Origin of the sequence: Asanoa iriomotensis (genome assembly GCF_016862515.1) — a bacterium.
GTDB lineage: Bacteria > Actinomycetota > Actinomycetes > Mycobacteriales > Micromonosporaceae > Asanoa > Asanoa iriomotensis.
Genome location: NZ_BONC01000021.1, coordinates 25,485 through 48,986, shown reverse-complemented (window position 1 = coordinate 48,986; position 23,502 = coordinate 25,485). Strand labels below are relative to the sequence as shown.

Annotated in this window: 21 protein-coding genes and 2 pseudogenes; 12 read left to right on the top strand and 11 right to left on the bottom strand. The window is 72.8% G+C overall.

Annotated features, from left to right (window positions below; genetic code table 11):
* Window positions 1-56: 56 nt before the first annotated feature.
* Entirely contained in the window at window positions 57-1,076 is a 1,020-nt protein-coding gene (locus Air01nite_RS16730) for a lytic transglycosylase domain-containing protein (protein ID WP_239090753.1), read from the bottom strand.
* A 113-nt stretch (window positions 1,077-1,189) separates the two neighbouring features.
* On the opposite strand from Air01nite_RS16730, the gene Air01nite_RS16725 reads away from it, so the two are divergent.
* The 3 genes and pseudogenes from Air01nite_RS16725 (at window position 1,190) to Air01nite_RS16715 (ending at window position 5,678) form a co-directional block, all read left to right on the top strand.
* Window positions 1,190-1,405, top strand: coding sequence for an FmdB family zinc ribbon protein (locus tag Air01nite_RS16725; RefSeq protein WP_203703346.1), 216 nt, complete (start codon window positions 1,190-1,192; stop codon window positions 1,403-1,405).
* 264 nt (window positions 1,406-1,669) lie between these two features.
* Window positions 1,670-4,444: pseudogene (locus tag Air01nite_RS16720) on the top strand (ATP-binding protein); the annotation flags it as partial.
* Between the two features lie 220 nt (window positions 4,445-4,664).
* Window positions 4,665-5,678: a potassium channel family protein gene (locus Air01nite_RS16715; RefSeq protein ID WP_203703342.1), complete on the top strand. Its 1,014-nt coding sequence runs from the start codon at window positions 4,665-4,667 to the stop codon at window positions 5,676-5,678.
* On the opposite strand, the gene Air01nite_RS16710 is transcribed toward Air01nite_RS16715, so the two are convergent.
* The 3 genes from Air01nite_RS16710 to Air01nite_RS16700 all read right to left on the bottom strand — a co-directional run bounded on the left by Air01nite_RS16710 (window position 5,675) and on the right by Air01nite_RS16700 (window position 10,135).
* Window positions 5,675-6,709: a 2-oxoacid:ferredoxin oxidoreductase subunit beta gene (locus tag Air01nite_RS16710; RefSeq protein WP_203703341.1), complete on the bottom strand. Its 1,035-nt coding sequence runs from the start codon at window positions 6,707-6,709 to the stop codon at window positions 5,675-5,677. The genes Air01nite_RS16715 and Air01nite_RS16710 overlap by 4 nt on opposite strands.
* On the bottom strand, window positions 6,702-8,549 hold the full coding sequence (locus Air01nite_RS16705; RefSeq protein ID WP_203703340.1) for a 2-oxoacid:acceptor oxidoreductase subunit alpha: 1,848 nt from the start codon (window positions 8,547-8,549) through the stop codon (window positions 6,702-6,704). The genes Air01nite_RS16710 and Air01nite_RS16705 overlap by 8 nt, the downstream gene beginning before the upstream one ends.
* A gap of 194 nt (window positions 8,550-8,743) precedes the next feature.
* Window positions 8,744-10,135, bottom strand: coding sequence for a hypothetical protein (locus Air01nite_RS16700; RefSeq protein WP_203703339.1), 1,392 nt, complete (start codon window positions 10,133-10,135; stop codon window positions 8,744-8,746).
* Between the two features lie 157 nt (window positions 10,136-10,292).
* Between Air01nite_RS16700 and ndhC the strand changes: the two genes are divergently transcribed.
* Window positions 10,293-10,670: an NADH-quinone oxidoreductase subunit A gene (gene ndhC / locus Air01nite_RS16695; RefSeq protein ID WP_203703338.1), complete on the top strand. Its 378-nt coding sequence runs from the start codon at window positions 10,293-10,295 to the stop codon at window positions 10,668-10,670.
* Here the strand turns inward: ndhC and folP are convergent.
* Window positions 10,667-11,536: a dihydropteroate synthase gene (gene folP, locus Air01nite_RS16690; RefSeq protein ID WP_203703337.1), complete on the bottom strand. Its 870-nt coding sequence runs from the start codon at window positions 11,534-11,536 to the stop codon at window positions 10,667-10,669. The genes ndhC and folP overlap by 4 nt on opposite strands.
* 128 nt (window positions 11,537-11,664) lie before the next feature.
* On the opposite strand from folP, the pseudogene Air01nite_RS16685 reads away from it, so the two are divergent.
* From Air01nite_RS16685 to Air01nite_RS16670, 4 genes and pseudogenes are all read left to right on the top strand, one after another.
* Window positions 11,665-12,240: pseudogene (locus tag Air01nite_RS16685) on the top strand (DivIVA domain-containing protein); the annotation flags it as partial.
* Between the two features lie 317 nt (window positions 12,241-12,557).
* A complete protein-coding gene (locus Air01nite_RS16680) occupies window positions 12,558-13,043 on the top strand; it encodes an SRPBCC family protein (protein ID WP_203703336.1) in 486 nt (161 codons plus the stop codon).
* Between the two features lie 33 nt (window positions 13,044-13,076).
* Window positions 13,077-13,646, top strand: a complete 570-nt coding sequence (locus Air01nite_RS16675) for a DNA-3-methyladenine glycosylase I (protein ID WP_203703334.1) — start codon at window positions 13,077-13,079, stop codon at window positions 13,644-13,646.
* 22 nt (window positions 13,647-13,668) lie between these two features.
* Entirely contained in the window at window positions 13,669-14,253 is a 585-nt protein-coding gene (locus tag Air01nite_RS16670) for a hypothetical protein (RefSeq protein ID WP_203703332.1), read from the top strand.
* On the opposite strand, the gene Air01nite_RS16665 is transcribed toward Air01nite_RS16670, so the two are convergent.
* Together Air01nite_RS16665 and Air01nite_RS16660 are read right to left on the bottom strand one after the other, a co-directional pair.
* Window positions 14,250-15,041, bottom strand: a complete 792-nt coding sequence (locus tag Air01nite_RS16665; protein ID WP_203703331.1) for an enoyl-CoA hydratase-related protein — start codon at window positions 15,039-15,041, stop codon at window positions 14,250-14,252. The genes Air01nite_RS16670 and Air01nite_RS16665 overlap by 4 nt on opposite strands.
* A 2-nt stretch (window positions 15,042-15,043) precedes the next feature.
* Window positions 15,044-15,862, bottom strand: a complete 819-nt coding sequence (locus Air01nite_RS16660; protein ID WP_203703330.1) for a PaaX family transcriptional regulator — start codon at window positions 15,860-15,862, stop codon at window positions 15,044-15,046.
* 218 nt (window positions 15,863-16,080) lie between these two features.
* Between Air01nite_RS16660 and Air01nite_RS16655 the strand changes: the two genes are divergently transcribed.
* Both Air01nite_RS16655 and Air01nite_RS16650 read left to right on the top strand, forming a co-directional pair.
* On the top strand, window positions 16,081-16,248 hold the full coding sequence (locus tag Air01nite_RS16655; RefSeq protein WP_089253522.1) for a DUF3117 domain-containing protein: 168 nt from the start codon (window positions 16,081-16,083) through the stop codon (window positions 16,246-16,248).
* Window positions 16,249-16,351: 103 nt separating this feature from the next.
* The gene (locus Air01nite_RS16650) at window positions 16,352-17,767 is read left to right on the top strand and encodes a leucyl aminopeptidase (protein ID WP_239090751.1); all 1,416 of its coding nucleotides are present in this window, start codon (window positions 16,352-16,354) and stop codon (window positions 17,765-17,767) included.
* Here Air01nite_RS16650 and Air01nite_RS16645 read toward each other — a convergent pair.
* Window positions 17,764-18,405 carry an O-methyltransferase gene (locus tag Air01nite_RS16645; protein WP_203703329.1) on the bottom strand — a complete coding sequence of 214 codons (642 nt, stop codon included), beginning with the start codon at window positions 18,403-18,405 and terminating at the stop codon, window positions 17,764-17,766. The two genes, Air01nite_RS16650 and Air01nite_RS16645, sit on opposite strands and share 4 nt — an antisense overlap.
* A 126-nt stretch (window positions 18,406-18,531) precedes the next feature.
* Here Air01nite_RS16645 and Air01nite_RS16640 point away from each other — a divergent pair, with 126 nt between their 5' ends.
* The gene (locus tag Air01nite_RS16640; protein ID WP_203703328.1) at window positions 18,532-19,953 is read left to right on the top strand and encodes a S1C family serine protease; all 1,422 of its coding nucleotides are present in this window, start codon (window positions 18,532-18,534) and stop codon (window positions 19,951-19,953) included.
* Window positions 19,954-20,051: 98 nt separating this feature from the next.
* Entirely contained in the window at window positions 20,052-20,471 is a 420-nt protein-coding gene (locus tag Air01nite_RS16635) for a twin-arginine translocase TatA/TatE family subunit (protein WP_203703327.1), read from the top strand.
* A gap of 5 nt (window positions 20,472-20,476) precedes the next feature.
* Here Air01nite_RS16635 and Air01nite_RS16630 read toward each other — a convergent pair whose 3' ends face one another.
* The 3 genes from Air01nite_RS16630 to Air01nite_RS16620 are packed head-to-tail and all read right to left on the bottom strand — an operon-like array spanning window position 20,477 to window position 23,495.
* Window positions 20,477-21,622 carry an Mrp/NBP35 family ATP-binding protein gene (locus Air01nite_RS16630; protein ID WP_203703326.1) on the bottom strand — a complete coding sequence of 382 codons (1,146 nt, stop codon included), beginning with the start codon at window positions 21,620-21,622 and terminating at the stop codon, window positions 20,477-20,479.
* 21 nt (window positions 21,623-21,643) lie between these two features.
* Window positions 21,644-22,186 (bottom strand): DUF1003 domain-containing protein, encoded by a 543-nt coding sequence (locus tag Air01nite_RS16625; RefSeq protein WP_203703325.1) that lies wholly within the window; start codon window positions 22,184-22,186, stop codon window positions 21,644-21,646.
* Entirely contained in the window at window positions 22,179-23,495 is a 1,317-nt protein-coding gene (locus tag Air01nite_RS16620) for a magnesium transporter MgtE N-terminal domain-containing protein (protein WP_203703425.1), read from the bottom strand. The genes Air01nite_RS16625 and Air01nite_RS16620 overlap by 8 nt, the downstream gene beginning before the upstream one ends.
* Between the last annotated feature and the right edge of the window lie 7 nt (window positions 23,496-23,502).

Below are 23,502 nucleotides of genomic sequence, written 5' to 3'. Positions count from 1 at the left end.
CGCTAACGGTCCCGGCGCGAAAGGCCTTAGTTCTCCAAAGTGCCGATGTGACTACGCTACGTGCGGCTCTTGGCTCCGTAGTCGTTGGCCGCGTTGTAGACGTCCCGGGCGTATCGCTGCACGTCGTTGTAGCTGAGGATGGCTCCCCACCAGTCCTGCACGTTGTTGAGGTTCCGACCGTTACGACACAGATAGTTAGCTGCTGCCAGGGCTGCGTCGTCGATGTCGTGCGGGTCCTTGATGCCGTCGTTGTCCGCATCGACCCCGCTGGTGTTCCAGGTGCTGGGGATGAACTGCATCGGACCGACCGCCCGGTCGTACGTCGAGTCGTTGTCGAGTTGGCCGTTGTCGGTGTCCCTGATCAACATGCGATCGCCTTGGCCGTCCAGCGGCAGGCCGATGATGTGCGGGAACGACTGGCCGCTGGCGGCCAGCGTGGCGCCGTTGGCCGTGCCGTGCGCCGACTCGACCTTGCCGATCGCCGCCAGCGTGGTCCAGGAGAGCCCGCAGCCCGGAGTGGTCTGTGCGACGACCAGTTCGGCATAGCCGTACGCCCGCACGGCGGTGGCGCTGATGCCGACCTTCGCCGAGACCTGCTCCGCCCAGCTATTGAGCACATCGGCCGGCTGTGCGGCGACGCCCGGGTTGACCGGGTACTGAGTCGGGCTGGTCGTCGGGAACGTCGGGAAGCCGGGGTTGCTCGGGACCTGGTCGGTCGGCAAAGGGAGGCCCGGGTCGGTCGACGCCGACTCGGCCGCCGACGGGGGTGGGGGTTCCGGGCTGGAGTAGGCGGCGGGTGGCGCGTTGGCTGGCAGCACCACGGCGCCCGCGACGGCGGTCAGCCCGACCAGGGCGAACAGCAGCGTGCCAGGCAGCACCAGCCGGCCGCCGGGGGTGCGGGACCACCGGCCGAAGGCGGCGCCGCGCGCGCGAACGGCGGCACCGAGTGGGAAACCACGGCGACCGGGCCGCTCGATGCCGGGCGGGGGACGCGCGGCGGGATCCCACGTCTCGTCGAGGTCGATGTCTACTTTGGTCGGTGGCGGCTCGCCGCTGGGCGTCCGCTGTTCCGGCACGGAAGCGCGAAGCTTCCCCGCAGCCGTCGGTGTCTCCTCCCCAGCACCCACGCACCCGAGACTACCGAGCCAGGTGCGGCCTCCGGTACGCCGGAGGTCGTACCCTGTCTGGCATGCCCCGGTATGAGTTCCGCTGCCGCGCTTGCGGCAGCACCTTCGAAGTCAACCGTCCGATGGCCGAGGCCTCCGCGCCCGCGCAGTGCCCGGACGGCCACGCCGACACCGTCAAGTTGCTCTCCACGGTCGCCGTCGGCGGCCGGGCCGGGGCCTCGCCCGCGCCGGCAGCCGGTGGTGGTGGCGGCTGTTGCGGCGGCGCCTGCGGCTGTTGACCCCCGCTCACCGACCCCCGGTCGATCATCCGTTGGTCTGATCAACCCTGGCCGACGGTGCCACAACCAGCCACCCGACACCTCGTTACTCAGCCGTGACGCCGCGGCCGGACACCCGCGGTTAACCCCGGCGTAGCACGTTGCTCCAGGTGGGAGCGGCTATTCGACCTTGGGCCCCGCCGGGCCAGCCGAACCTACGATGCGCCGGCGGACCGGAGTGCGGCAGCATGGACCCCGACTTCCAGGGGGGCGGAGGTTTCTGGCGTGCCGGGACGAGTTCACCTTCCCAGTGGGTTGGTGACTTTCTTGTTCACCGACATCGAGGGCTCGACGCGATTGGCCCAGATGCTCGGTGCGGGTTACCGGCCGGTGCTCACGGAGCACCGGCGACTTCTGCGCGCCACCCTCGCGGCCAACCACGGCGTCGAGCTGTTCACCGAGGGCGACTCGTTCTTCATCGCGTTCGACGACGCCGCGGCCGCGCTCGACGCGTGTGTCACCGCTCAGCGCGCGCTGGCCAACCACGACTGGCCGGCGCCCGAGGCTACGCCCAAGGTCCGGATGGGCCTGCACACGGGCCACGCGGTGCCGCTCGCCGGTGAGTACGCGAGCCCCGAGGTGCACCGGGCGGCCCGGATCGCCGCCGCCGCACACGGTGGCCAGGTGCTGCTCTCCGCCGCGACCGCGCACCACGCCGCCCCGCTGCCCGCCGACGCGTCGCTGATCGACCTGGGCCTGCACCGGCTGCGCGGCTTCGACGACCGCGAGCGTCTCTTCCAGCTCGTCGCACCCGGCCTGGCCCGCGAGTTCCCGCGCCCGCGCACGGTCGACGAGGCCGTGCACAACCTGCCGACCCAGGTGACCTCGTTCGTGGGCCGGCAGACGGAGCGCGCCGAGCTGACCAGCCTGCTGCGCGACAACCGGCTCGTCACGGTCGTCGGCGCGGGCGGCGCCGGCAAGACGCGGGTCGCCGTCGAGGTGGCCGGCCCGCTCGTCGACTCCTATCCGGACGGCGTGTGGTTCGTCGACATCGCCACCGTCACCGACCCGGGCCTAGTCGCGTTCGCGATCGCTGCCGTCTTCGGCCTGCGCCCCGAGCCCGGCCGCCCGATGATCGACACTCTGGTCGACCACGCGGCGGGCAAGCGCATGCTGCTCATGCTCGACACCTGCGACGCCCAGCCCGGCGCGTCCGCCGAGGTCATCTCCCGGCTGCTCACCGGCGGCAGCGCGCTGCGGGTGCTGGCCACCAGCCGCGAACCGTTCGGGTTGCCCGGCGAGGTGGTGTGGCGGATCCCGCCGCTGTCCACGGAGCCGGCGCCGGGCGGTGGCCCGAGCGACGCGATGGCGCTGCTGCTCGACCGCACGGCGGCGGCCCGCGGCGGCCGGCGGGGCGGGCTGGCCGAGTCCAGCGAGCTGCACCGGGTGGTGGCGCGGCTCGACGGCCTGCCGCTGGCGATCGAGCTGGCCGCGGCCCGTCTCCGGGTGCTCTCCGCGAGCCAGCTCGCGGAGCGGCTCGACGACGTGCTCGGCACCCTCGACGCCGGCCGCGAGGACGCCGACGAGGGCCTGTCCGCCTACGCCTCGGGAGACTTCCCCGGCGTCGCGGGCAATCAGGAAGACACGATCGACCTCAACGCGGCGTCCCTGGGCGAGGCGCGCAGCCCGCAGACCCGGGCCGTCCTGCGCTCGGCGACGCAGCGGCACGCCACCATGCAGGCGACCGTCACGTGGTCCTACCGGACGCTCGGCCCGCGCGCCGCGCGGTTGCTGCGCTGGGTGTCGGTCTTCGCGAGCCCCGTCGACCTGGCCACCGTCGAGTGGCTGCTCGACGACGACCCGCTCGACCCGCTGGCCGTGCTCGTCGACAAGTCGATGATCCAGGTCGAGCCGCACGGCACGGCGAGCACCTACCGCATGCTCGACCCAATCCGGGCGTACGCGGCCCGCCGCCTGGTCGACGCCGGTGAGGAGCAGGGCGCCCGCGACCGGCACGTCGCCTGGTGCGCACACGCGCTGCAGCGGGTGTTCCACGGCGCCGACGGCCGGTCGGTGACGCTCTCGCTCGCGGAGCTCGACCCACTCGCCGACGAGCTGCGCGCCGCGCTGCGCTGGACCGCGACCGGCGGCTCCGCTCGGCTGGGGTTGCGCCTGGCCGGCGGGCTCGACCAGTGGTGGCGCGAGCGCGGGCTCGCTCGCGAAGGCCGGCTGTGGCTGTTCCGCCTCTACGGCCGGATCGCCGAGACCGGTGAGCCAATCCCGGACGCGGAGCTGGCGGCGGCGTACCACATGCACTCGCAGCACGCCGCCGCCGACGGTGAGTTCGCCGAGGAGCTGCGGTTCGCGCAGCGGGCCGAGGCGGCCGCGCAGCAGGCGGGCGACGCCGGTCTGCTGGCGCGGGTGATCGCCGGCCGGGCCGGCCCGCTGATCGACATGGGTCGGCTGACCGAGGCCGAGCGGGCCAGCCGCGACGTGATGGAGTGGGCGACCAGCAACGGTGTGGGCAGCGAGGCGCTGGTCGCGGTGCTGAGCCTGGCCGAGCTGCTCTGGCAGCGCGGCGCCCTCGACGAGGCGGCCGAACTGCTCGGCGCCGCCCGCCCGCTGGAGGCGGCCCGCCCCGCCGAACGCGGCCGGCGCACCGTCGACATGCTGCTCGGCATGGTCGCGCTCGCGCGCGGCGACCTGGTCGCGGCGCACGACCACCTCGTCGTCGCGCTGCGCTCCCGGATGGCGTACGGGTTCCGGAGCCGGGCCTGCGACAGCCTCAACGCGATGGCGGTCCGCTGCGCGCACGGCGGCGACCCGAAGACCGCGGCCCGGTTGTTCGGCGCGGCGCAGGCGACCCGCACTCCGCAACGCGGCGCGGGCGGGCTGTTCGCCGCCTACTGGTCCCACGAGCAGGCCGCGACCCGGTCGGTGCTGGGCGACCACGCCTTCGACGCCGCGTACGCGGCCGGCGCCGAGCTGACGCTGGAGCAGGCGGCCAGCATGGCGCTCGCGGTCGAGCACCCCGACCTGGCCGCGGGCTCGAGCCGGTTCGTCGTCGAGCCGGAGACCGCCCGGCACCGCGCCGACCCGGACCGCGACGGCGACGAGACGACTGTCTCTTTCCGCGACCCGCGCACCGAGGGGCAACCGCCGCACCCGCGCCGCTCGCGCACCTACCGCGGCGCGCTGATCGGCGACGGCGAAGCCGACACCCCTTAGGGTCAGACCGCCGAGCACGACTTGGGTACGGTGTGGGCGTGCTGGAGCCGGTGTGATCCATTTCCCCCGCGTGCGCCAGAGTCCGCTGCGGGCGATCGGCGTGCGACTGCTGGCCGCGGTCGCCCTGGTGATGCTCGTCGTCCTGATCGTCTACGTCGACCGAGACGGCTACCGGGACGTCACCGAGACCCCGCTGTCGCTGCTCGACTCCGCCTACTACGCCGTGGTGACGCTCTCCACCACCGGCTACGGCGACATCACGCCGATCAGCGAGTCGGCCCGGCTCGTCAACGTCTTCGTGATCACGCCGGCCCGCGTGCTCTTCCTCATCATCCTGGTCGGCACCACGCTCGAGGTGCTGACCGACCAGTACCGGACCAACCTGCGGCTGTCACGGTGGAGGCGCAAAGTGAAGGACCACGTGATCGTCTGCGGGTACGGGACGAAGGGCCGCAGCGCGGTCAACGTGCTGCTGGAGGACGGGCTCGACAAGAGCAAGATCGTGGTCGTCGAGCGCGACCAGACCGCCCTGCGGTCGGCGGTCGCCAACGGCCTGGTCGGTGTCGAGGGCTCCGCCACCCGCTCCACGACGTTGCTGAGCGCGCACGTGAAGGACGCCAAGGCGGTCATCATCGCGACGCACAGCGACGACGCGGCCGTCCTGGTGACGCTGACCGTCCGGCAGCTCACCGCCGGCAAGGTGCGGATCATCGCCGCCGCCCGCGAAGCCGAGAACGCGCCGCTGCTGCGGCAGAGCGGCGCACACCACGTGATCGTGTCGGCGTCGACCGCCGGCCGGCTGCTCGGGCTCTCCACCTCGGCGCCACCGTTGATCGAGGTGGTCGAGGACCTGCTGACGCCGGGCCAGGGCATGGCGCTCGCGATGCGCTCGGCCGAGCGCAAGGAGGTCGGCTTCGCGCCGCGCGACCTCGACCCACTGGTGATCGCCCTGGTCCGCCGGGGCAAGGTGGTCTCGCTGGCGGACCCGGCCGGCCTCACGATCGAGACCGGCGATCTGCTGGTCTACGTCCGTGACGACCGGCCGTCCGTGACAACCGGCGTCTAGAGGATCGTCCAGGTGTCGCCGGAGGTGAGCAGCCCGGCGAGCTGCTCCTCGGGCGTGCCCGTGGCCTTCGCCTTGGCGCTGTCGGTCTGCTCCCGCACCCGCTCGTCGTAGGACGACCGCTCGACCTGGCGGAGCACACCGATCGGCGTGTTGCGCAGGTCGAGGCCGGGCAGCCGGGAGAGCGCGAACGCGTACGCCGGCTCGGCGACCGTCGCGTCGTGCACGACGATGTCGGCCGGGTCGACCGAGGCCGTCTCCCGCACCTCGAGCCCGAAGCCGCCCGGCGGGTGCACCACGCAGCGCTGCCCGTCGGCGCCGAACGTGATCGGCTGGCGGTGCTCGAGCCGGATCAGGTATTCGTCGCGGGTCGATGGGTCCTTCAGCGTCTCGAACGCGCCGTCGTTGAAGATGTTGCAGTTCTGGTAGATCTCGACGAACGCGGAGCCCTGGTGCTCGGCCGCCGCGCGCAGCACCGACTGCAGGTGCTTGCGGTCGGAGTCGATGGTCCGGGCGACGAACGTGGCCTCGGCACCCAGCGCCAGCGACAGCGGGTTGAACGGCGAGTCCGCCGAGCCGACCGGCGTCGACTTGGTGATCTTGCCGAGCTCGGAGGTCGGCGAGTACTGCCCCTTGGTCAGGCCGTAGATCCGGTTGTTGAACAGCAGGATCTTGAGGTTGACGTTGCGGCGCAGCGCGTGGATCAGGTGGTTGCCGCCGATCGAGAGCGCGTCGCCGTCGCCGGTGACCACCCAGACCGACAGGTCCGGCCGGCTCACCGACAGGCCCGTCGCGATCGCCGGCGCGCGGCCGTGGATCGAGTGCATCCCGTAGGTGTTCATGTAGTACGGGAAGCGCGACGAGCACCCGATGCCCGAGACGAACACCGTGCGCTCGCGGGGGATCCGCAGCTCCGGCATGAACGACTGGACGGCGGCGAGGATCGCGTAGTCACCGCAGCCGGGGCACCAGCGAACCTCCTGGTCGGACTTGAAGTCCTTCTGCGTCAGCTTCAGTGCGACTGGCTCAGCCATTCTTCACGACTTCCTCGAGCATGGACTCCAGCTTGGCGGCCGTGAACGGCAGGCCGCTGACCTGGTTGTAAGGGATGGCGTCGACGAGGTAGCGGCCCCGGATCACGTGGGCGAGCTGGCCCAGGTTCATCTCCGGGACGACCACGCGGTCGTACGCCTTCAGCACGTCACCGAGGTTGGCGGGCATCGGTGACAGGTGCCGCAGGTGCGCCTGTGCGACCGGCAGCCCGCGCTGGCGCAGCGCCCGGCAGGCGGCACCGATCGGGCCGTAGGTGGAGCCCCAGCCCAGCACCAGCGTGCGCGCGTCGCCGTCGGGGTCCTCGACCTCGACGTCCGGCACCGGGATCGCCTCGATCCGGGCGGCCCGGGTGCGCACCATGAAGTCGTGGTTCGCCGGGTCGTACGAGATGTCGCCGGTCTTGTCGGCCTTTTCGAGACCGCCGATCCGGTGCTCGAGGCCCGGCGTGCCGGGGATCGCCCACGGGCGCGCCATCGTGACCGGGTCGCGCAGGTAGGGCAGGAACGTCTTGCCGTCGTCGCCGTTGGGCTCCGTCGCGAACTCGACCCGCAGGTCGGGCAGCGAGTCGACCTCGGGCAGCAGCCACGGCTCGGATCCGTTGGCTACGTAGTTGTCGGAGAGCAGGATCACCGGGGTGCGGTAGGTCAGCGCGATCCGGGCGGCTTCGATCGCGGCGAAGAAGCAGTCGGACGGCGACCTAGGCGCGACGACCGCGACCGGCGCCTCGCCGTGCCGGCCGAACAGGGCCATGTTGAGGTCGGCCTGCTCGGTCTTGGTCGGCATGCCGGTCGACGGCCCGGCCCGCTGCACGTCGATCACCACGAGCGGCAGCTCGAGCGCGACGGCGAGGGAGATCGTCTCGCCCTTGAGCGCCACGCCGGGGCCCGACGTGGTGGTGATGCCGAGGCTGCCGCCGTACGAGGCGCCGAGCGCCGCACCGATCGCGGCGATCTCGTCCTCGGCCTGCATCGTGGTCACGCCGAACCGCTTGTGCTTGCTCAGCTCGTGCAGGATGTCGGAGGCCGGGGTGATCGGGTAGGCACCGAGGAACACGGGCAGGCCCGAGCGCACGCCGGCGGCGACGAGGCCGAGCGACAGCGCCTGGTTGCCGGTGATGTTCCGGTAGGTGCCGGGGCTCATCTTGGCGGGCTTGACCTCGTAGCGGACGCCGAAGTCCTCGGTCGTCTCGCCGAAGTTCCAGCCGGCCTTGAACGCCGCGATGTTGGCCGCGACCAGCTCCGGGCGGGCGGCGAACTTGCGCTCCAGGAACCGGATCGTCGACTCGTAGGGCCGCGAGTACATCCAGGAGAGCAGGCCGAGGGCGAACATGTTCTTCGCGCGCTCGGCGTCCTTCTTCGACACGTCGTGGTCGGCGAGGGCACCGATCGTCATCGCGGTCAGCGCGACGGGGTGCAGCGCGTAGCCGTCGAGCGAGCCGTCCTCGAGCGGGTTCGCCGCGTAACCGACCTTGGTCAGGTTGCGCTTGGTGAACTCGTCGGTGTTGACGATGATGTCGGCGCCGCGCGGCAGGTCACCGATGTTGGCCTTGAGCGCGGCCGGGTTCATCGCGACCAGCACGTTGGGCGCGTCACCGGGGGTGAGGATGTCGTAGTCCGCGAAGTGGACCTGGAAGCTGGAGACGCCGGGCAGGGTGCCGGCGGGGGCCCGGATCTCGGCGGGGAAGTTCGGTAACGTCGAGATGTCGTTGCCGAGCTGGGCGGTCTCCGACGTGAACCGGTCGCCGGTGAGCTGCATGCCGTCGCCGGAGTCGCCAGCGAAACGGATGACCACGCGATCCAGTTGACGGACCTGTTTGGTCACGGGAAGCTGACCTCCTTGCCGGACGGCGGCGGCGGGGTCGCGCGTCGTTGGGCCGTCCCGCTCCATGTTGTGTCTTTGGAAAGCGTACGTCCCGAGAACAGCCTTTCCACGTACCGGGTCCCGCCCGGTGAGACGACCTTCTCATGTATGAGTCAGGGTTACCTTACTTGTGAGCGAAAGCACTGCTCGCCCGGCTAGTCACGCCCCGGCGCGTCGAGGACCGCGGTGCTGTCGTCTTCTATACGCCGGCGTAGCGACGTGGTGGCCAGCGCGATCGCCAGTACCACCAGCAGGACCGAGACGACGACCAGGGCGAGCGCCGTCTTCTGCACGGTCGTCAGGCCGCCGGTCGTCGCGGAAACCGGTGCGAATCCGCCGATCACGCCCTGTGAGGCGGTCGGCACGGCGGCACCCGGCGGGTCCGCGGACGGCGTGGCGGTGGCCGCGGCGGCGGTGATCCGGAAGCTCATCTGCATCTGCTTGGTGCGGCCGCCCGAGGTCAGCGTGCCGGAGACCGCGCCGGACAACGGTGCCAGCCGCTGCGCCTCGAGGGTCGCGAGCAGCGGCAGGGTGGCGGTCAGCGTCTCGCCGGCGGCCACCACGCCCAGGTCGCAGCGCGTGCGGTCGCCGGTGGTCGCGCAGCCGGCCGGGTGAGTGCCGACCGTCACGCCGTCGGGCAGCACGACCTCGACCGCGCCGACCGACGCGGTGTCGCCGGTGTTGGTCAGCCGGACCGCCAGGTCAGCCGGCTCGGTGGCCGTGGCGAAGGCCACCTCGCCGGCGGCCAGCCTGATCCCGGCGACCGGCGGGCCGGGCGGGAAGAGCACCGCGAAGCCCTGGTTGTCGCCGACGGTGCCGAGGTCGGACCGGCCCGGCGCGCTGGCGGTGACGTCGACGGAGCCGCTCAGCGGCATCCGCCGCCAGGCGTCGCCGGCCACCCGGACCCGGATCGAGGTGGAGAAGCGCTTGCCGGGGCTCGCGGTCCAGGAGCCGCAGACGTACGTGCGACCGGAGGCCAACTCGCAGCCGGGCGTGCCGGCGTCGGTGACCCCGGCCGGCAGCGTGTAGCGCATGGTCAGCCGCGAGACGATCGTGCCGGTGTTGGACACCACGACGCGCAGGTCGGTCTGTGTCGCGCGGCGCGACCAGTAGGACGTCCCGAGGGTGATGTCGTCGGTCCAGACCAGCGCGGCGAGCCGCGGCTGCTCGCCGGGCAACACCGGGCCTGGCTGCCCGGGGCCGGTGAACGTCGGCTGGGGCTGGCCGGTCGGGTTCGGCCGTTCGCTCGGCCCGGCGGTCTCGGTCGGCTCCTGGGTCGGCGGGTCGGTCGGCTGCTCGGTCGGCGTCTCCGTCGGCGTCGGGCTCGGCGTGTCGGTCGGCGCCGGGTTGGTCGGCGGCGACTCGGGCTCGGTCGCGCCCGGGTCGGGGTCGCCCGCCGCCTCGCTGCCGGGGTCGAACGCGGCTGTCACGTCGCGGGGGGCGGCTCCCATGGACGGGACGGCGACGACGAGGGTCGTCAGGCCGCCGGCGATCAGGCCGGCGACGAGCGCGCGAACGATCGCGGGCACACGTCGTCGAATCGGCATGGCTCCACCCCCCGTCCGTCGGGGCTCCATTATTCGGGGGTAGTTGTCGCGGGACACCAGTTCGGTCGGAAACAAAACCGTAACTCCCGCCCAACGCCGGCCCTGGTGGACTTATCGGCCGGTGCGAATCGGCCGAACGGCGGTAGAGTGCCGTGCCATGACGGGTTACCTCGGGTCGTACGCGACGCTGGGGCTCCTGCTGGTGGCGAGCGTGTTCATCTTCGTCGGTGCGTTCACCGCGAACCGCCTGCTCAGCCCGGCCGACCCGGCCGAGCCCGCGGGCAAGCGCGCGACCTACGAGAGCGGCGTCGACCCCGTCGGCGGCGACTGGGCGCAGGTGCAGATCCGCTACTACGTCTACGCGTACCTTTATGTGCTGTTCGCGGTCGAGGCCGTTTTCCTCTTCCCGTGGGCCGTCGTCTTCGACAAGCCGGGTTTCGGTGCGACGACGGTGGTGGAAATGGCCATCTTCGTCGCGGTTCTCGCTTTGGGGATCCTCTACGCCTGGCGCAAAAAGATCCTCAACTGGACCTAGGCCAGTCCCCGGCGCGAAACGGTCGGTTGGCGGTCGCCGCGGATGGTGGCGATCATGTCGAGGGCGCGTCTGGTCTCCTTGACCTGGTGGGCGCGGAACAGCCGGGCGCCGAGCCACGCCGAGACCGCGGTCGCGGCGAGCGTGCCCTCCAGGCGTTGGTCGACCGGCAGGTCGAGGGTCTCGCCGACGAAGTCCTTGTTGGAGAGCGCGACCAACACCGGCCAGCCGGTGGCCACCAGGTCGCCGAGGCGGCGGGTCAGTTCCAGCGAGTGCCGGGTGTTCTTGCCGAAGTCGTGCGCGGGGTCGACGACGATGCCGTCCGGGCGCACGCCCAGCGACTCGGCCCGCCGGGCCAACGCGGTGACCGTGTCGACCGCGTCGGCGACCACGTCCTGGAACGCCGCCCGGTGCGGCCGGGTCCGCGGGCGCAGGCCGCCGGCATGGGTGCAGACCAGCCCGGCCCCGGTCGCGGCGGCCACCTCGGCGAGGTGCGGGTCGGCGCCGGCCCACGTGTCGTTGATCAGGTCCGCGCCGGCCGCGACCGCCTCGGCGGCGACCTCGGCGCGCCAGGTGTCGATCGAGATCACGGTGTCGGGGAACGCGGCACGGACGGCGGCCACCGTGGCGACCGTGCGGGTGATCTCCTCGGCCGGGTCGACGTGGTCGCCCGGGCCGGCCTTCACGCCGCCGATGTCGATGATGTCGGCACCGTCCCGGATCGCCGCCTCGACGGCCCGCAGCGCCGCGTCCGCGGCGAACGTGGCGCCCCGGTCGAAGAACGAGTCGGGTGTCCGGTTGACGATCGCCATCACCAGCAGGTCCGTCGGGCCGAACGTGCGCGGACCAAGCCGCAAGTCGCCCGACATGTGTGCTCCTCCTCGTCGCCGTGGGTCCTCCGGCCGCCGTAGGACGTCCGGCTTGATCCTTGCCCGCGAAGGTGGACGACGGGGTGGCGGGGTCGACCCTCCCGGCGCGACATGCCACGATCGGGCGTATGGGTCAGCTACTCCTTATTGTGGTCGTCGCGGTCACCGTCGCGGCGGTCGTGTTCGGCGTGACCGTTCTGGTCAGCGGCCGCGACCCGGGCCTGTCGCCCGCCGAGCCCGACGGGCGGGCGTTACCGCTGCCCACGACCCGGCCACTGCGGGAGTCCGACCTCGGCGACGTGCGCTTCGACCTGACCATGCGGGGCTACCGGATGGCCCAGGTCGACCAGGCGCTGCGCCGGGCCGCGTACGACATCGGCTACAAGGACGAACTGATCGGGGTGTTGGAGGCCGAGGTCAACGCGCTGCGCGAGGGCCGGCTGCTGGACGCCGACGCGCTGCGGCGGGCGCGCGAGGCCGCCCAGGCGCCGGCACCGGCGGCCGCGCCGGCCGAGGCGCCGACCAAGCCGGGGTGGACCGAGTTCACCCAGCCGGCTGAATCCGAGCCGGTCGACGACCAAGCCCAGCCGGCCGACGACGGCACGGCCGAGCCCGTGGCGTCCGCACCGGCCGACGAGCAGGCGACTGCCGAGGCGGCCGTCGCCGCCGAGCCGTCCCCGGCGGCCGACGACCTGGCGGAGCCGGCCGACGAGACGGCTGAGCCGGACGAGGCGCGGGTCGAGGCCGAGGCGACCGTGACCAGCACGCCGGCGGCGGAGCAGCCCGTGGAGGAGCCCGCCGCTCCGGCCGAGCCGACGACGGCCGCCGCGGTGCCGGCCAAGCCGCGCACTCCGGCCCGGCGGACCGCGACCCGGACGTCGCGCCCGGCCAAGCGCACCGCCGCCGAGGCCGACGACAGCGGTGCCGCTTTGCCGGAAGACGCGCCAATCACGAAATCGGCCATCGGGTCGGAAACCTCGGCAACCGCGAAACCGGCGGAAGACGCCGAATCGGCGCGGCGATGAGGGAGCGCGACCTGCGCGAGGCCGCGCAGCCCGGTGCCGGCGAGGTCACCGCGACGGTCATCGTCAGGGCGCCGGCCAAGCAGGTGTACGAGGCGTTCACCGCGTGGCGCCGGCAGGGCGAGTGGATCCCGTTCACCACGGTCCGGGTGGTCTCCGGCGACGGCGGCGAGGGCAGCGTGATCGAGGCGGTCACGGCGCTCGGCCCGGCGCTGATCCGCGACGAGATGCGGGTGGCCCGGCTGGACCCGCCGTACGAGGTGCGGGTGATCCACCAGGGCCGGCTCCTGCGCGGCCCGGGCGTGCTGCGCTGCACCCCGATGGGCCAGGACCGCACCCAGGTGGTCTGGCACGAGTGGTTCCACCTCCCCGGCGGCGCCGCGGGCCGGGTCGCCTGGCCGGTGCTCTGGCCGGGTTCGAAGCTGAGCCTGACCCAGGCCCTCAAGCGCTTCGCCCGCCTCGTGGAAGCCGGCCGGTTGCCCTGAGGATTGTCGTACCCCGCTCATAGGCTCGTGGCTGTGAGTGATCTCGTGATCGGCGCCGACGGCAAGGCGCGCTGCCGGTGGGGCAGCAGCGACGACTACCTCGTCTACCACGACACCGAGTGGGGCAAGCCGCTGCACGGCGACGACCACCTCTACGAGCGGATGACGCTGGAGGCGTTCCAGTCGGGGCTGTCCTGGCTGACCATCCTGCGCAAGAGGGAAAACTTCCGGGCCGCGTTCGACCAGTTCACGATGAAGAAGGTCGCCGGATACGACGACGGCGACGTCGCGCGCCTCATGGCCGACACCGGCATCGTGCGCAACCGGCAGAAGGTCGACGCCGCGATCGCCAACGCCCGGGCGGGGCTCGAGGTGCCGGGTGGGCTGAGCAAGCTCCTGTGGTCCTACGCGCCGCCACCGCGGCCGCACCGGCCACGCTCGTTCGCCCAGGTGCCGGCGATCACCCCCGAGTCGACCGCGATGGCCAAGGACCTCAAGAAGCGGGGGTTCCGGTTCGTGGGCCCGACGACGGCCTACGCGTTGATGCAGGCCACCGGCATGGTCGACGACCACCTGGCCGGTTGCCACGTGCCACCGCACTGACCTCCCGGTGACCTGTGATGGGATGGTTGGCATGGCACAGTGGGCGGTCGTCATCCCGGAGGCGCGGCTGGCAGCGGAGCGTCTCTTCCACCACGAGACGCTCGAGCTGGCCGACGGCGGCGACGCGCCCGGCCCGGTCGAGGGCGACCAGGTCCTGGTCGTGGCCGAGGAGCCGGCACCGCGGATCGTGGCGCTGGGCCGGGTCACCGCGGCGGCCGGCCGGGCCGACGACGACCCGGACAACGCCGACGTGGCCACCCGGGCCCCGGTCGTGGTCACCTACACGCGCCGCTTCTTCGACGAGCCGGCGGCCGCCGGGGAGCTGACCCTGGCGGGCCCGGTGACGGCGGTCGACGAGCCGACGTACGCGACTCTCTCGGCCCGGGTCACCCCTGCCGTCGACAACCGCACGTGGCTGGTCAGCCTCGACCTCCCGATCGAGGCGCCGACCTCCGCCGAGGCGGTCCGCCTGTTCTGGAGCTACGTGATGGAGCTCGGCCCGCGCGAGCTGCCCACCTACGTGGCCCCGTCCGACGACGAGCTCGCCATGCAGGCGTTCGTCCTCGGCGAGGAAGCCAACCAGGACCCCGAGGAAGACGAGGATTAGCGGCCCTCGAAGGTCGGCTTCCGCTTGTCGACGAACGCCGCGGTGGCGTTGCGGTGGTCGGCGGTGGCGCCGCTGATCGCCTGGGCCTGTGCCTCCGCCGACAGGGCGTCGTTGAGCGTGCCGGCGTCCCCGATGGAGAGTTGGCGCTTGATCGCGCCGTAGGCCACCGTCGGGCCCGCCGCCAGCCGGGCGGCCAGCTCCTGCGCCGCCGGCAGCACGTCTTCGTCGGCCGCCACCAACCGGGTCAGCAGGCCCAGCGACCGCGCCTCGTCGGCCTTGACCCGCTCGGCCAGCATCAGCAGCTCGACCGCCTTGGCGTGGCCGACCAGGCGGGGCAGCGACCAGGACAGTCCGGTGTCCGCGGCCAGGCCGACGTTGGCGAACGCCATCAGGAACGACGTGCTCGGGCCGCCGACGCGGAAGTCGGCCAGCAGCGCGAGGCCCGCGCCGGCGCCGGCGGCCATCCCGCCGACCGCGGCCACGACGGGCTTCGGCATGCTGCCCAGCCGCGACGCGATCGGGTTGTAGTGCCGGCGGACCGTGTCCAGCGGGTCCGTGCTGCCGGACTCCAGCACCGCGACGTGCTCCCGCAGGTCCTGACCCGTGCAGAACGCCCGGCCCGCGCCGGCCAGCACGACGGCACGGCAGGAGCGGTCGGTCTCCAGAGCGGCGAGCGCTTCTCGCAGCGCCTCCTTGAGCGGCACGTCGAGCGCGTTCATCGCCTCCGGCCGGTTGAGCGTCAGCGTCACCACGGCATCGGTCCGGTCGACGAGCAGCACGTCACTCACTGTCAGGAACCTTTCGATCGGGCGGCCCGCAGGCCCGCGTCGAGACAGCTTTCCACGTAACGGTCCGCGGCCGGGCGCAGCCGCAGGGCGTGGCGGTCGAAGAACGCCGCCGCGCTCGTGCCCGCCCAGCGGTCCGGCAGGAGGGCCGGCGGCAACTGCGGGTCGCGGAACAGGAACGTGCGCCAGGCGTGCACGAGCCGGAACCGCGCGGCGTACGCGTGCTCGTCCTCGCTACGTGGAGTGATCTGGGTCAGCAGTGGGCGTTGTTCGGCGACGAACGCCTCGTAGGCGCTGCCGATCTCCTCCAGGTCCCAGGCGCGGCGGACGACCGCCATCGCGCCGGACGTGCCCGCGGCGTGGGTCGCGGTGAACCGCTCGTACCCGATGCCGGTCTCGACCAGCAGCGCGTCGACGTCGGGCCCGGGGCGGGTGGCGACCCAGGTGCGCTCGTCGAGCATGCCGTAGCCGAGGTAGCTCAGGTTGGCGCCGAGTCGCTGGCGTTCCCGGCGCGCCGCCGGAGCCTCCAGGACGATCAGGTCGAAGCGACCGTCCCAGCCGGGGCGGTTGGTCCGGTAGATCCGCGCCGCGGCCTCGTCGAGCCGGCGGGCGGCCTTGGTGGTGATCAGGTAGCCGGGCCCGGCGGCCAACCGCAGGGGGTGCAGCCAGCCCTGTCGCACCATGCGGGACACTGCTGTCCGCACCGCGGGCGGTGCGATGCCGAGGGGCGCGAGCAGGCGGACGAGGGCGGCGACGGGGGCCCTGCCGCCGCGCGGGCGCAGGTAGTCGCCATAGAGGTCGAAGAGTGCCGACCGTGCCTGCATGACCGCACATTGTGACAGCCACTTTCAAGATAAGCTAGATGCTGTCACATCAATACCGGCTCGGTTTGGGCCCAGCGGTGGTTATCAGGGAAAATCATTGGTCGGCGCCCCACGAGGCGCCCTCGGGTAACACGGTGCCACGGGCCGTAGCGTGACACCGCCGAAACGAAGTGGCTGTGGGATAACCCACCACCCTGGCGAGTCTGAGGGGAGACAACATGGCGGCGATGAAGCCGCGGACGGGCGATGGTCCGCTGGAGGTCACCAAGGAGGGCCGGGGCATCGTGATGCGGGTTCCGCTGGAAGGCGGAGGGCGGCTCGTCGTTGAGATGACCCCTGATGAGGCCAACGCGCTCGGTGACGCACTGAAGACCGCCGCCGGCTGACGTCCGACAGCGCCCGCCGGCACGCCCGCCCCGGGCTGCCGGCGGGCCTCTATGTCTCCACGGCCGTCAACCCGACGGCCCAGCACAACCCCGGGAGGCCGGCGTGCCCACGTTTCGTTTCATCGACCCCACCGACGTCGACGCGGACACGCTCGTCGTGCCCACCCGGGCCGGCGCGCCGCTGACCGGCGGGCTGCCCGCCGACGTGGTGGCGATGGCCGCCGAGCACAGCGGCAAGGCCGGCACCGTCGAGGTGCTGCCGCGACCCACCCAGCGACCGGCCAAGGTGCTGCTCGTCGGCGTCGGCGACGCCGGCCCGAGCGGCTGGCGGGCCGCCGGCGCGGGCCTGGCCCGGTCCACCGCCCGCACCGCGTCCGTCACCGTGAGCCTGCCGGCGGACGCCGACATCCGGGCGTTCGCCGAGGGCGTCCTGCTCGGCTCCTACCGGTTCCGCCTCGCCGGGCCGAAGGCCGGGGGTGCGCCCGAGCTGACCGAGGTGCTGCTGGCCGGCGCGCCCGACGAGGCCGCGCTGACCGCCGCCCGGGTCACCGCCGAGACCACCACGCTGGCCCGGGACCTGACCAACATGCCGTCCGACCAGAAGACACCGGAGTGGTTCGCCGAACGGGTCACCGCGGCCGCGGCGGCCCACGACGGCCTGACCGTCTCCGTGCGTGATCCCGAGCGGCTCGCGGCCGAGGGCTTCGGCGGCATCCTCGCGGTCGGCGGCGGGTCCGCACGCGGCCCGCGCCTCGTCGAGCTCGCCTGGACGCCGGAGCACGCCACACAGCACGTGGTGCTGGTCGGCAAGGGCATCACGTTCGACACGGGCGGCATCTCGATCAAGCCCCGCGACGCCATGAAGCTCATGCGCAAGGACATGGGCGGCGCGGCGGCCATCGTCGCAGCGACGGTCGGCGCCGCCGCGCTGCGCCTGCCCGTCCGGGTGACCGCGCTCGCCCCGCTCGCCGAGAACCTGGTCAACGGCTCGGCGTTCCGGCCGGGCGACGTGATCCGGCACTACGGCGGGCGCACCAGCGAGAGCAACAACAGCGACGCTGAGGGCCGGCTGGTGCTGGCCGACGCGCTCGCCTACGCGGTCGACCAGCTCGCGCCGGACGTGATCGTCGACCTGGCGACCCTGACCGGGGCCAACGCGGTCGCGCTGGGCAAGCGCACGGCCGCGCTCTACAGCGACAACGACAGGCTGGCCAAGGCCCTCGCCGACGCCGCGACCGACGCCGGCGAGCAGGTCTGGCGGATGCCGCTGACCGCCGACTACCGCGACTTCCTCAGCAGCGAGCTGGCCGACCTGAGCAGCATCGCCTCCGAGGGCGGCGCGGGCTCGGTGATGGCCGCGCTCTACCTGGCCGAGTTCGCCGGACCGCTGCGCGACCGGTGGGTGCACATCGACATGTCGGCGCCGTCGTGGGCCGACTCCGACAGCGCCGAGCTGACCAAGGGCGCCACCGGCTGGGGCGTACGCACGCTGCTGCGCTGGCTGGCGACGTTGGCCTAACGGCGGACCGCCGTGAGCAGGCCGGCCCCCGTGGGCAGCAGCGCCGGAACCCAGTCGTCCGAGTCGCGCAGGTCCTTGACGACCTCGCGGATCAGGACGGTCTCGGGGTCGCGGGCGGCCGGGTCGCCGATCCGGCCGCCGGCCAGGGCGTTGTTGACCGCGAGCACGCCGCCGGTGCGCAGGAGCCGGCCGGCGGCGGCGACGCAGGCCGCGTACTCGGTCGGGTCCGCGTCGACGAACACCAGGTCGTACCCGTGGTCGGTGAGCCGCGGCAGCACGTCGAGCGCACGCCCGGTGATGATCCGGGTACGCGACGGCGCGAACCCGGCCTCCATGAAGATCCGCCGTGCGATCCGCTGGTGCTCGTTCTCGACGTCGATCGTGGTGAGCACGCCGTCCGGGCGCATGCCGCGCAGCAGCCACACGCCGCTGACCCCGGTGCCGGTGCCGATCTCGACCAGCGAGCGGGCGTTGCCCGCGGCGGCCAGCAGGCGCAACGCCGCCCCGGCGCCGGGTGTCACGCACGGCAGGCCGACCTCGTCGGCGAGCCGGCGGGCCGTCTGGAGCACCAGGTCCTCCGGCGGGTACGCGTCGGCGAACTGCAGCGCCTGCGCTGTGGCCGGGCCGGCGGTGCCCATGGGTGAACCTCCGTGCGAGGGGGGAGCGGGGGGACTCGGTATGAGCGTAGAACCCACCGTCGGTGTTGGATGGACGGGCGGTGCGGTGAAGGCGTTCGGCAACCGCCGAATGGTCTTCAGGTATCCATGCAATCCTTGAGTCGGGGTAGTGGTCGGCGACCGGGAGGCGACGTGACCGACGGCTGGAACTGGCAGCACCCCGGCGACGGCCGGCCCTCGGGCCAGCAGGTCCCCGGTGCGATGCCTGCCAACCCCAGACCGCAGGGACCCATGCCGCCCTATTACGCGGTGCCCACGAGCCCGCTGCCGACGAGCCCCATGCCAGCCGGCCCGGCCGGCCCGGGCAGTCCGTGGTGGTCCGACGCCCTCGGCGACCCGTGGCGCGACCCGCACGCACCGGCCGCCGTCGTGCTCCAGCCCGGCCCGACCGGTGCCGCCGAGCCCGAGCCCGTGGTCGACCCCGACGCGCCGCGCCCGCCGGGCAACCGCTCGGTGCTCCTCGTCGCCGTCGTCTCGGCCCTGCTCGCGGGCCTGCTCGGCGGCTCCCTCGGCTACGCGTTCGCGGCCCGCAACGGCGTCGGCGGCAGCGGCACCGTGCTCGGCGGCAACGGCGCCACCCCGCCGGCCGCCGCCAACCGCCCGCCCGACTCGCTGGCCGGTGTCGCCGCGCGGCTGCTGCCCAGCGTGGTCACCGTGCGAGTGGCGTCGAGCAGCGGCACCAGCCTCGGCTCCGGTTTCGTGGTGTCGGCCGACGGCTACGTGGTCACCAACGACCACGTGGTCGAGGGCGGCGGCACGCAGACGTTCACCGCGGTGTTCAGCGACGGCAGCACCGCGTCGGCCAAGCTGGTCGGCCAGGATCCGGAGTCCGACATCGCGGTGATCAAGCTGGCCCGCACCGGCCTCACGCCGGTCGAGTTCGGCGACTCCGACGCGATCGCGGTCGGTGACCCGGTGCTGGCGATCGGTTCGCCGCTCGCGCTGGCCAACACGGTCACGTCCGGCATCGTGAGCGCGCTCGACCGCACGATCCAGGCCGGCGAGCCGGGCGGCCCGACCCGCTACTACGCGGCGATCCAGACCGACGCGGCGGTCAACCAGGGCAACTCGGGCGGCCCGCTGGTCGACGCGGGCGGCCGGGTGGTCGGCGTCAACGCGGTGATCAAGTCGGTCTCGGCCGACGAGCAGAGCGCGGGCAACATCGGCCTGGCCTTCGCGATCCCGATCAACCAGGCCAAGCGGGTGGCACAGGACATCATCGACACCGGCAAGGCCCGCCGCACGGTGATCGGCGCCAAGGTGACCAGCGGCCGGACCACGGGCAGCGGCGTGCGGCTCGACACGGTCGAGGCGGGCGGCCCGGCCGCGTCGGCCGGCCTGCGCGCCGGCGACGTGGTGACCAGGATCGACCGGCACCCGCTGGAGGAGGCGACGGATCTGATCGCGATGGTGCGCAAGTACGCGCCGGGCTCCGTGGTCACCGTCGAGTTCCGCCGGGGCACGGAGACGCAGACCGCCTCGGTGACGCTGGCCGCCGACGCTCAGTAGCCCTGGCCGCACGTTCACCAGCAGGACAGACCCGGGCCGTTCCCTTCACCTGCGAGCCGCGCGTAAGGTTGCGCCGGGGACTGCGCGAGGGAGGCCCGGTGTTCGAGAACCTGAACTGGTGGGAGATCGGTCTCCTTCTGTTGGTGGCGCTGCTGATCTTCGGCGACAAGCTGCCAAACGTGATCACTGACGGCCTGCGCATGGTCCGCAACCTGCGCCGCATGGCCAGCAACGCGACCGGCGACCTGAGCCGCGAGCTCGGCACCGACATCCAGCTCGAGGACCTGCACCCCAAGGCGTTCATCCGCAAGCACCTGATCAGCGAGGAAGAGCAGGAGTCCCTGCGCAAGCCGCTGCAGAAGATGTTCGAGGACGCCAAGACCGACCTCAACGGCGTGCACAACGACCTCAAGGACGTGGCACAGGCGGTCGACCTCAAGGGCGCCGCGAAGCCGGCCACCGAGACGGCGACCACCTCGGCGCCGGCACCCCGGCGTTCGTTCGACGACTACACGTAAAGGCGCTAGCGGCCGGCGGGGCGCAGGCCCAGCGACTTGCCGATCAGCGAGTCGCGGCGCAACGCCAGCCGGTCGGCGACCGCGGAGATCGCCTGCGCGGCCGGCGCCTCGGGCTCGGAGAGCACGATCGGCAGCCCGGCGTCGCCCGCCTCGCGGACCCGGGTGTCCAGGGGGATCTGGCCGAGCAGGGGCACCTGGGCGCCGAGCGTGCGGCTGAGCTTCTCCGCCACGACGGCGCCGCCGCCGGACCCGAAGATCTCCATCCGCTCGCCGGTGGGCAGCTCCAGCCAGGACATGTTCTCGATGACGCCGACCAGGCGCTGGTGGGTCTGCAGCGAGATCGCGCCGGCCCGCTCGGCCACCTCGGCCGCGGCCATCTGCGGGGTGGTGACGACCAGGATCTCCGCGCTCGGCAGGAGCTGGGCCAGGGAGATCGCCACGTCGCCGGTGCCCGGCGGCAGGTCGAGCAGGAGCACGTCGAGGTCGCCCCAGTAGACGTCGGCGAGGAACTGCTGCAGCGCCCGGTGCAGCATCGGGCCGCGCCAGACCACCGCCGCGTTCTGCGCGGTGAACATGCCGATCGAGATCACCTTCACGCCGTGCGCGGCCGGCGGCATGATCATGTCTTCCACCCGGGTCGGTCGCCCGGCGGCGCCCAGCATCCGGGGCACCGAGTGGCCGTAGATGTCGGCGTCGACCACGCCGACCGACAGGCCGCGGGCGGCGAGCGCGGCGGCCAGGTTGACGGTGACGCTGGACTTGCCGACGCCGCCCTTGCCACTGGCGATCGCGTACACGCGGGTGCGGGATCCGGGCTGGGCGAACGGGATCACCGGCTCGGCGCCGCCGCCGCCGCGCAGGCGGGTCTGCAGGTCCTGGCGCTGCTCGGTGCTCATCACGCCGAAGTTGACGCGCACACCGCTGATGCCGGGCACCGCGGTCACGGCGCTGGTGATGTCGGTGTTGAGCTTGTCACGCAAGGGGCAGCCGGCGACGGTGAGCAGCAGCTCGACCAGCACCAGCCCGTCTTCGTCGATCGTGAATGACTTGACCATGCCCAGATCCGTGATCGGGCGGCGGATCTCCGGGTCGTCGACGGTGGCGAGGGCGGCCTGGACGGCGTCCTCGCGGGACGTGGCAGGTGCGGACATGATGCAACTGTATGTCGAAGGTCAGGCGTCGCTGTCCGCGTGGTCGTCCGGCTCGCCATCGGGTTGCTTGGCCTTGCGCTTCCTACGCGGCCGTTCCTCGATCTCCTCGGCGATACGGCTCAGCTCCGAGCGCAGGAAGTCGCGGGTGGCGACCTCGCCGATCGCCAGCCGCAGCGACGCGATCTCCCGGGTCAGGTACTCGGTGTCGGCCTTCTGCATCGTCGCCCGCCGGCGGTCCTCCTCGAGCGCGAGCCGGTCACGGTCGGCCTGCCGGTTCTGCGCGAGCAGGATCAGCGGCGCCGCGTAGGAGGCCTGGAGGGACAGGATCAAGGTCAGGAACGTGAAGGTGTACGGGTCGAACCGCCAGCCGCGCGGCGCCAGGGTGTTCCAGCCGAACCAGAGCAGGATCACCACGGTCATGTAGACCAGGAACTTGGCCGTGCCCATGCCCCTGGCGATGCCCTCGGACAAGCGGCCGAACGACTCCGGGTTGAACCTGGGCAGCTTCAGCCGGTGCGGCTCCCGCGGCTGGTCGAGCCGTGGCGCGCGGCGCGGCTCAGCCATCGGCGCCACCGTCGCGGCCGTTGGGGCCGGTGCGGTGCGGCACGGCCATCGGTGAGCCGGCCACGACGTCGGGCACGTCGCGGTCGCGCCAGTCCGGCGGCAGCGAGTGGTCGAGCACGTCGTCGACCGTGACCGCGCCGACCAGGCGGTTGCTCTCGTCGACGACCGGCATCGCGACCAGGTCGTACGTGGCCATCCGCCGGGTGATCTCGATCAGCGGCGTGTCGGGCCGCAATGGGTTGATGCCGGCGTCGACCACGCCGCCGAGGATCTCCGACGGCGGCTCCCGGAGCAACTTCTGGAAGTGCACCATGCCCAGGTATTTGCCGGTCGGCGTGGCCATCGGCGCGCGGGCGACGAACACCTGCGCGGCCACCGCCGGCGGCAGCTGGGGCTCGCGGATGCGGGCGAGCGCGTCGGCGACCGTCGCGTCGGGCGTGAGGATCACCGGTTCGGAGGTCATCACGCTGCCGGCCGTGCCGGCCGCGTACTTGAGCAACTGCCGCACGGGCTCGGCCTCGTCGGGCTCCATCAGGTCGAGCAGCGCCTGCCGCTCGGGGCCGGACAGCTCGCCGAGCAGGTCGGCCGCGTCGTCGGCGTCCATCTCCTCGAGGATGTCCGCGGCCCGCTCCTGGTCGAGCACGGCGAGGATCTCCACCTGGTCGTGCTCGGGCAGCTCGCTGAGCACGTCGGCGAGCCGCTCGTCGTCGAGCGCCGCGGCGACCTCGTTGCGGCGGACGTCGGACATCTCCTGCAGCGCGTACGCGAGGTCGGCCGGGCGCATCTGCTCCAGCACCGCGAGCAGCCCCGCGGTGCCCTGGGTGTCGGTGAGACCGATCAGCCCGCGCACCCGGTCCCAGTCCAGCTCGACGAGCTGACCCCGCCGCGTGAGCCGCCGGCTGGGCTGGCGGACCGCGACCTTGGCCAGCGACCACTCGCCCGTGCGGTTGGTCTCCATCGCGAGGTCGACCACCACGCCCGGTGTCTCCTCGGGCAGGATCGTCACGCGCCGGTCCAGCAGGTCCTCGAGGACGAGCAGCTCGTTGGGGCGCTTCTCGAACCGGCGCAGGTTGAGCGTGCCGGTGCTGAGCACGACCGCGTCCGGGTCGATCGAGGTGAACCGGCCCATCGGCAGGAAGATCCGGCGGCGAGAGGCCATCTCGGCGACCAGGCCGACCACCTGCGGCGGCCGGTTGGTGGTGCGCAGCCGTGCGACGGCGTCGCGGACCCGGCCGACCTGGTCCCCGTTGGGGTCGTAGACCGCCAGACCGGCGAGCCTCGCGATGTAGACCCGAGCCGTCGTCACCAGACCAGCC

Bases quoted from the DNA above. Each gene is read 5' to 3' on its own strand.
- folP (WP_203703337.1), bottom strand. From the start codon at position 11,536: ATGTCGGGCGACTTGCGGCTTGGTCCGCGCACGTTCGGCCCGACGGAC.
- Air01nite_RS16680 (WP_203703336.1), top strand. From the start codon at position 12,558: ATGAGGGAGCGCGACCTGCGCGAGGCCGCGCAGCCCGGTGCCGGCGAG.
- Air01nite_RS16640 (WP_203703328.1), top strand. From the start codon at position 18,532: ATGCAATCCTTGAGTCGGGGTAGTGGTCGGCGACCGGGAGGCGACGTG.
- Air01nite_RS16710 (WP_203703341.1), bottom strand. From the start codon at position 6,709: ATGGCTGAGCCAGTCGCACTGAAGCTGACGCAGAAGGACTTCAAGTCC.
- Air01nite_RS16630 (WP_203703326.1), bottom strand. From the start codon at position 21,622: ATGTCCGCACCTGCCACGTCCCGCGAGGACGCCGTCCAGGCCGCCCTC.
- Air01nite_RS16700 (WP_203703339.1), bottom strand. From the start codon at position 10,135: ATGCCGATTCGACGACGTGTGCCCGCGATCGTTCGCGCGCTCGTCGCC.
- Air01nite_RS16660 (WP_203703330.1), bottom strand. From the start codon at position 15,862: ATGCAGGCACGGTCGGCACTCTTCGACCTCTATGGCGACTACCTGCGC.
- Air01nite_RS16625 (WP_203703325.1), bottom strand. From the start codon at position 22,186: ATGGCTGAGCCGCGCCGCGCGCCACGGCTCGACCAGCCGCGGGAGCCG.
- Air01nite_RS16655 (WP_089253522.1), top strand. From the start codon at position 16,081: ATGGCGGCGATGAAGCCGCGGACGGGCGATGGTCCGCTGGAGGTCACC.
- Air01nite_RS16670 (WP_203703332.1), top strand. From the start codon at position 13,669: ATGGTTGGCATGGCACAGTGGGCGGTCGTCATCCCGGAGGCGCGGCTG.
- Air01nite_RS16725 (WP_203703346.1), top strand. From the start codon at position 1,190: ATGCCCCGGTATGAGTTCCGCTGCCGCGCTTGCGGCAGCACCTTCGAA.
- ndhC (WP_203703338.1), top strand. From the start codon at position 10,293: ATGACGGGTTACCTCGGGTCGTACGCGACGCTGGGGCTCCTGCTGGTG.
- Air01nite_RS16645 (WP_203703329.1), bottom strand. From the start codon at position 18,405: ATGGGCACCGCCGGCCCGGCCACAGCGCAGGCGCTGCAGTTCGCCGAC.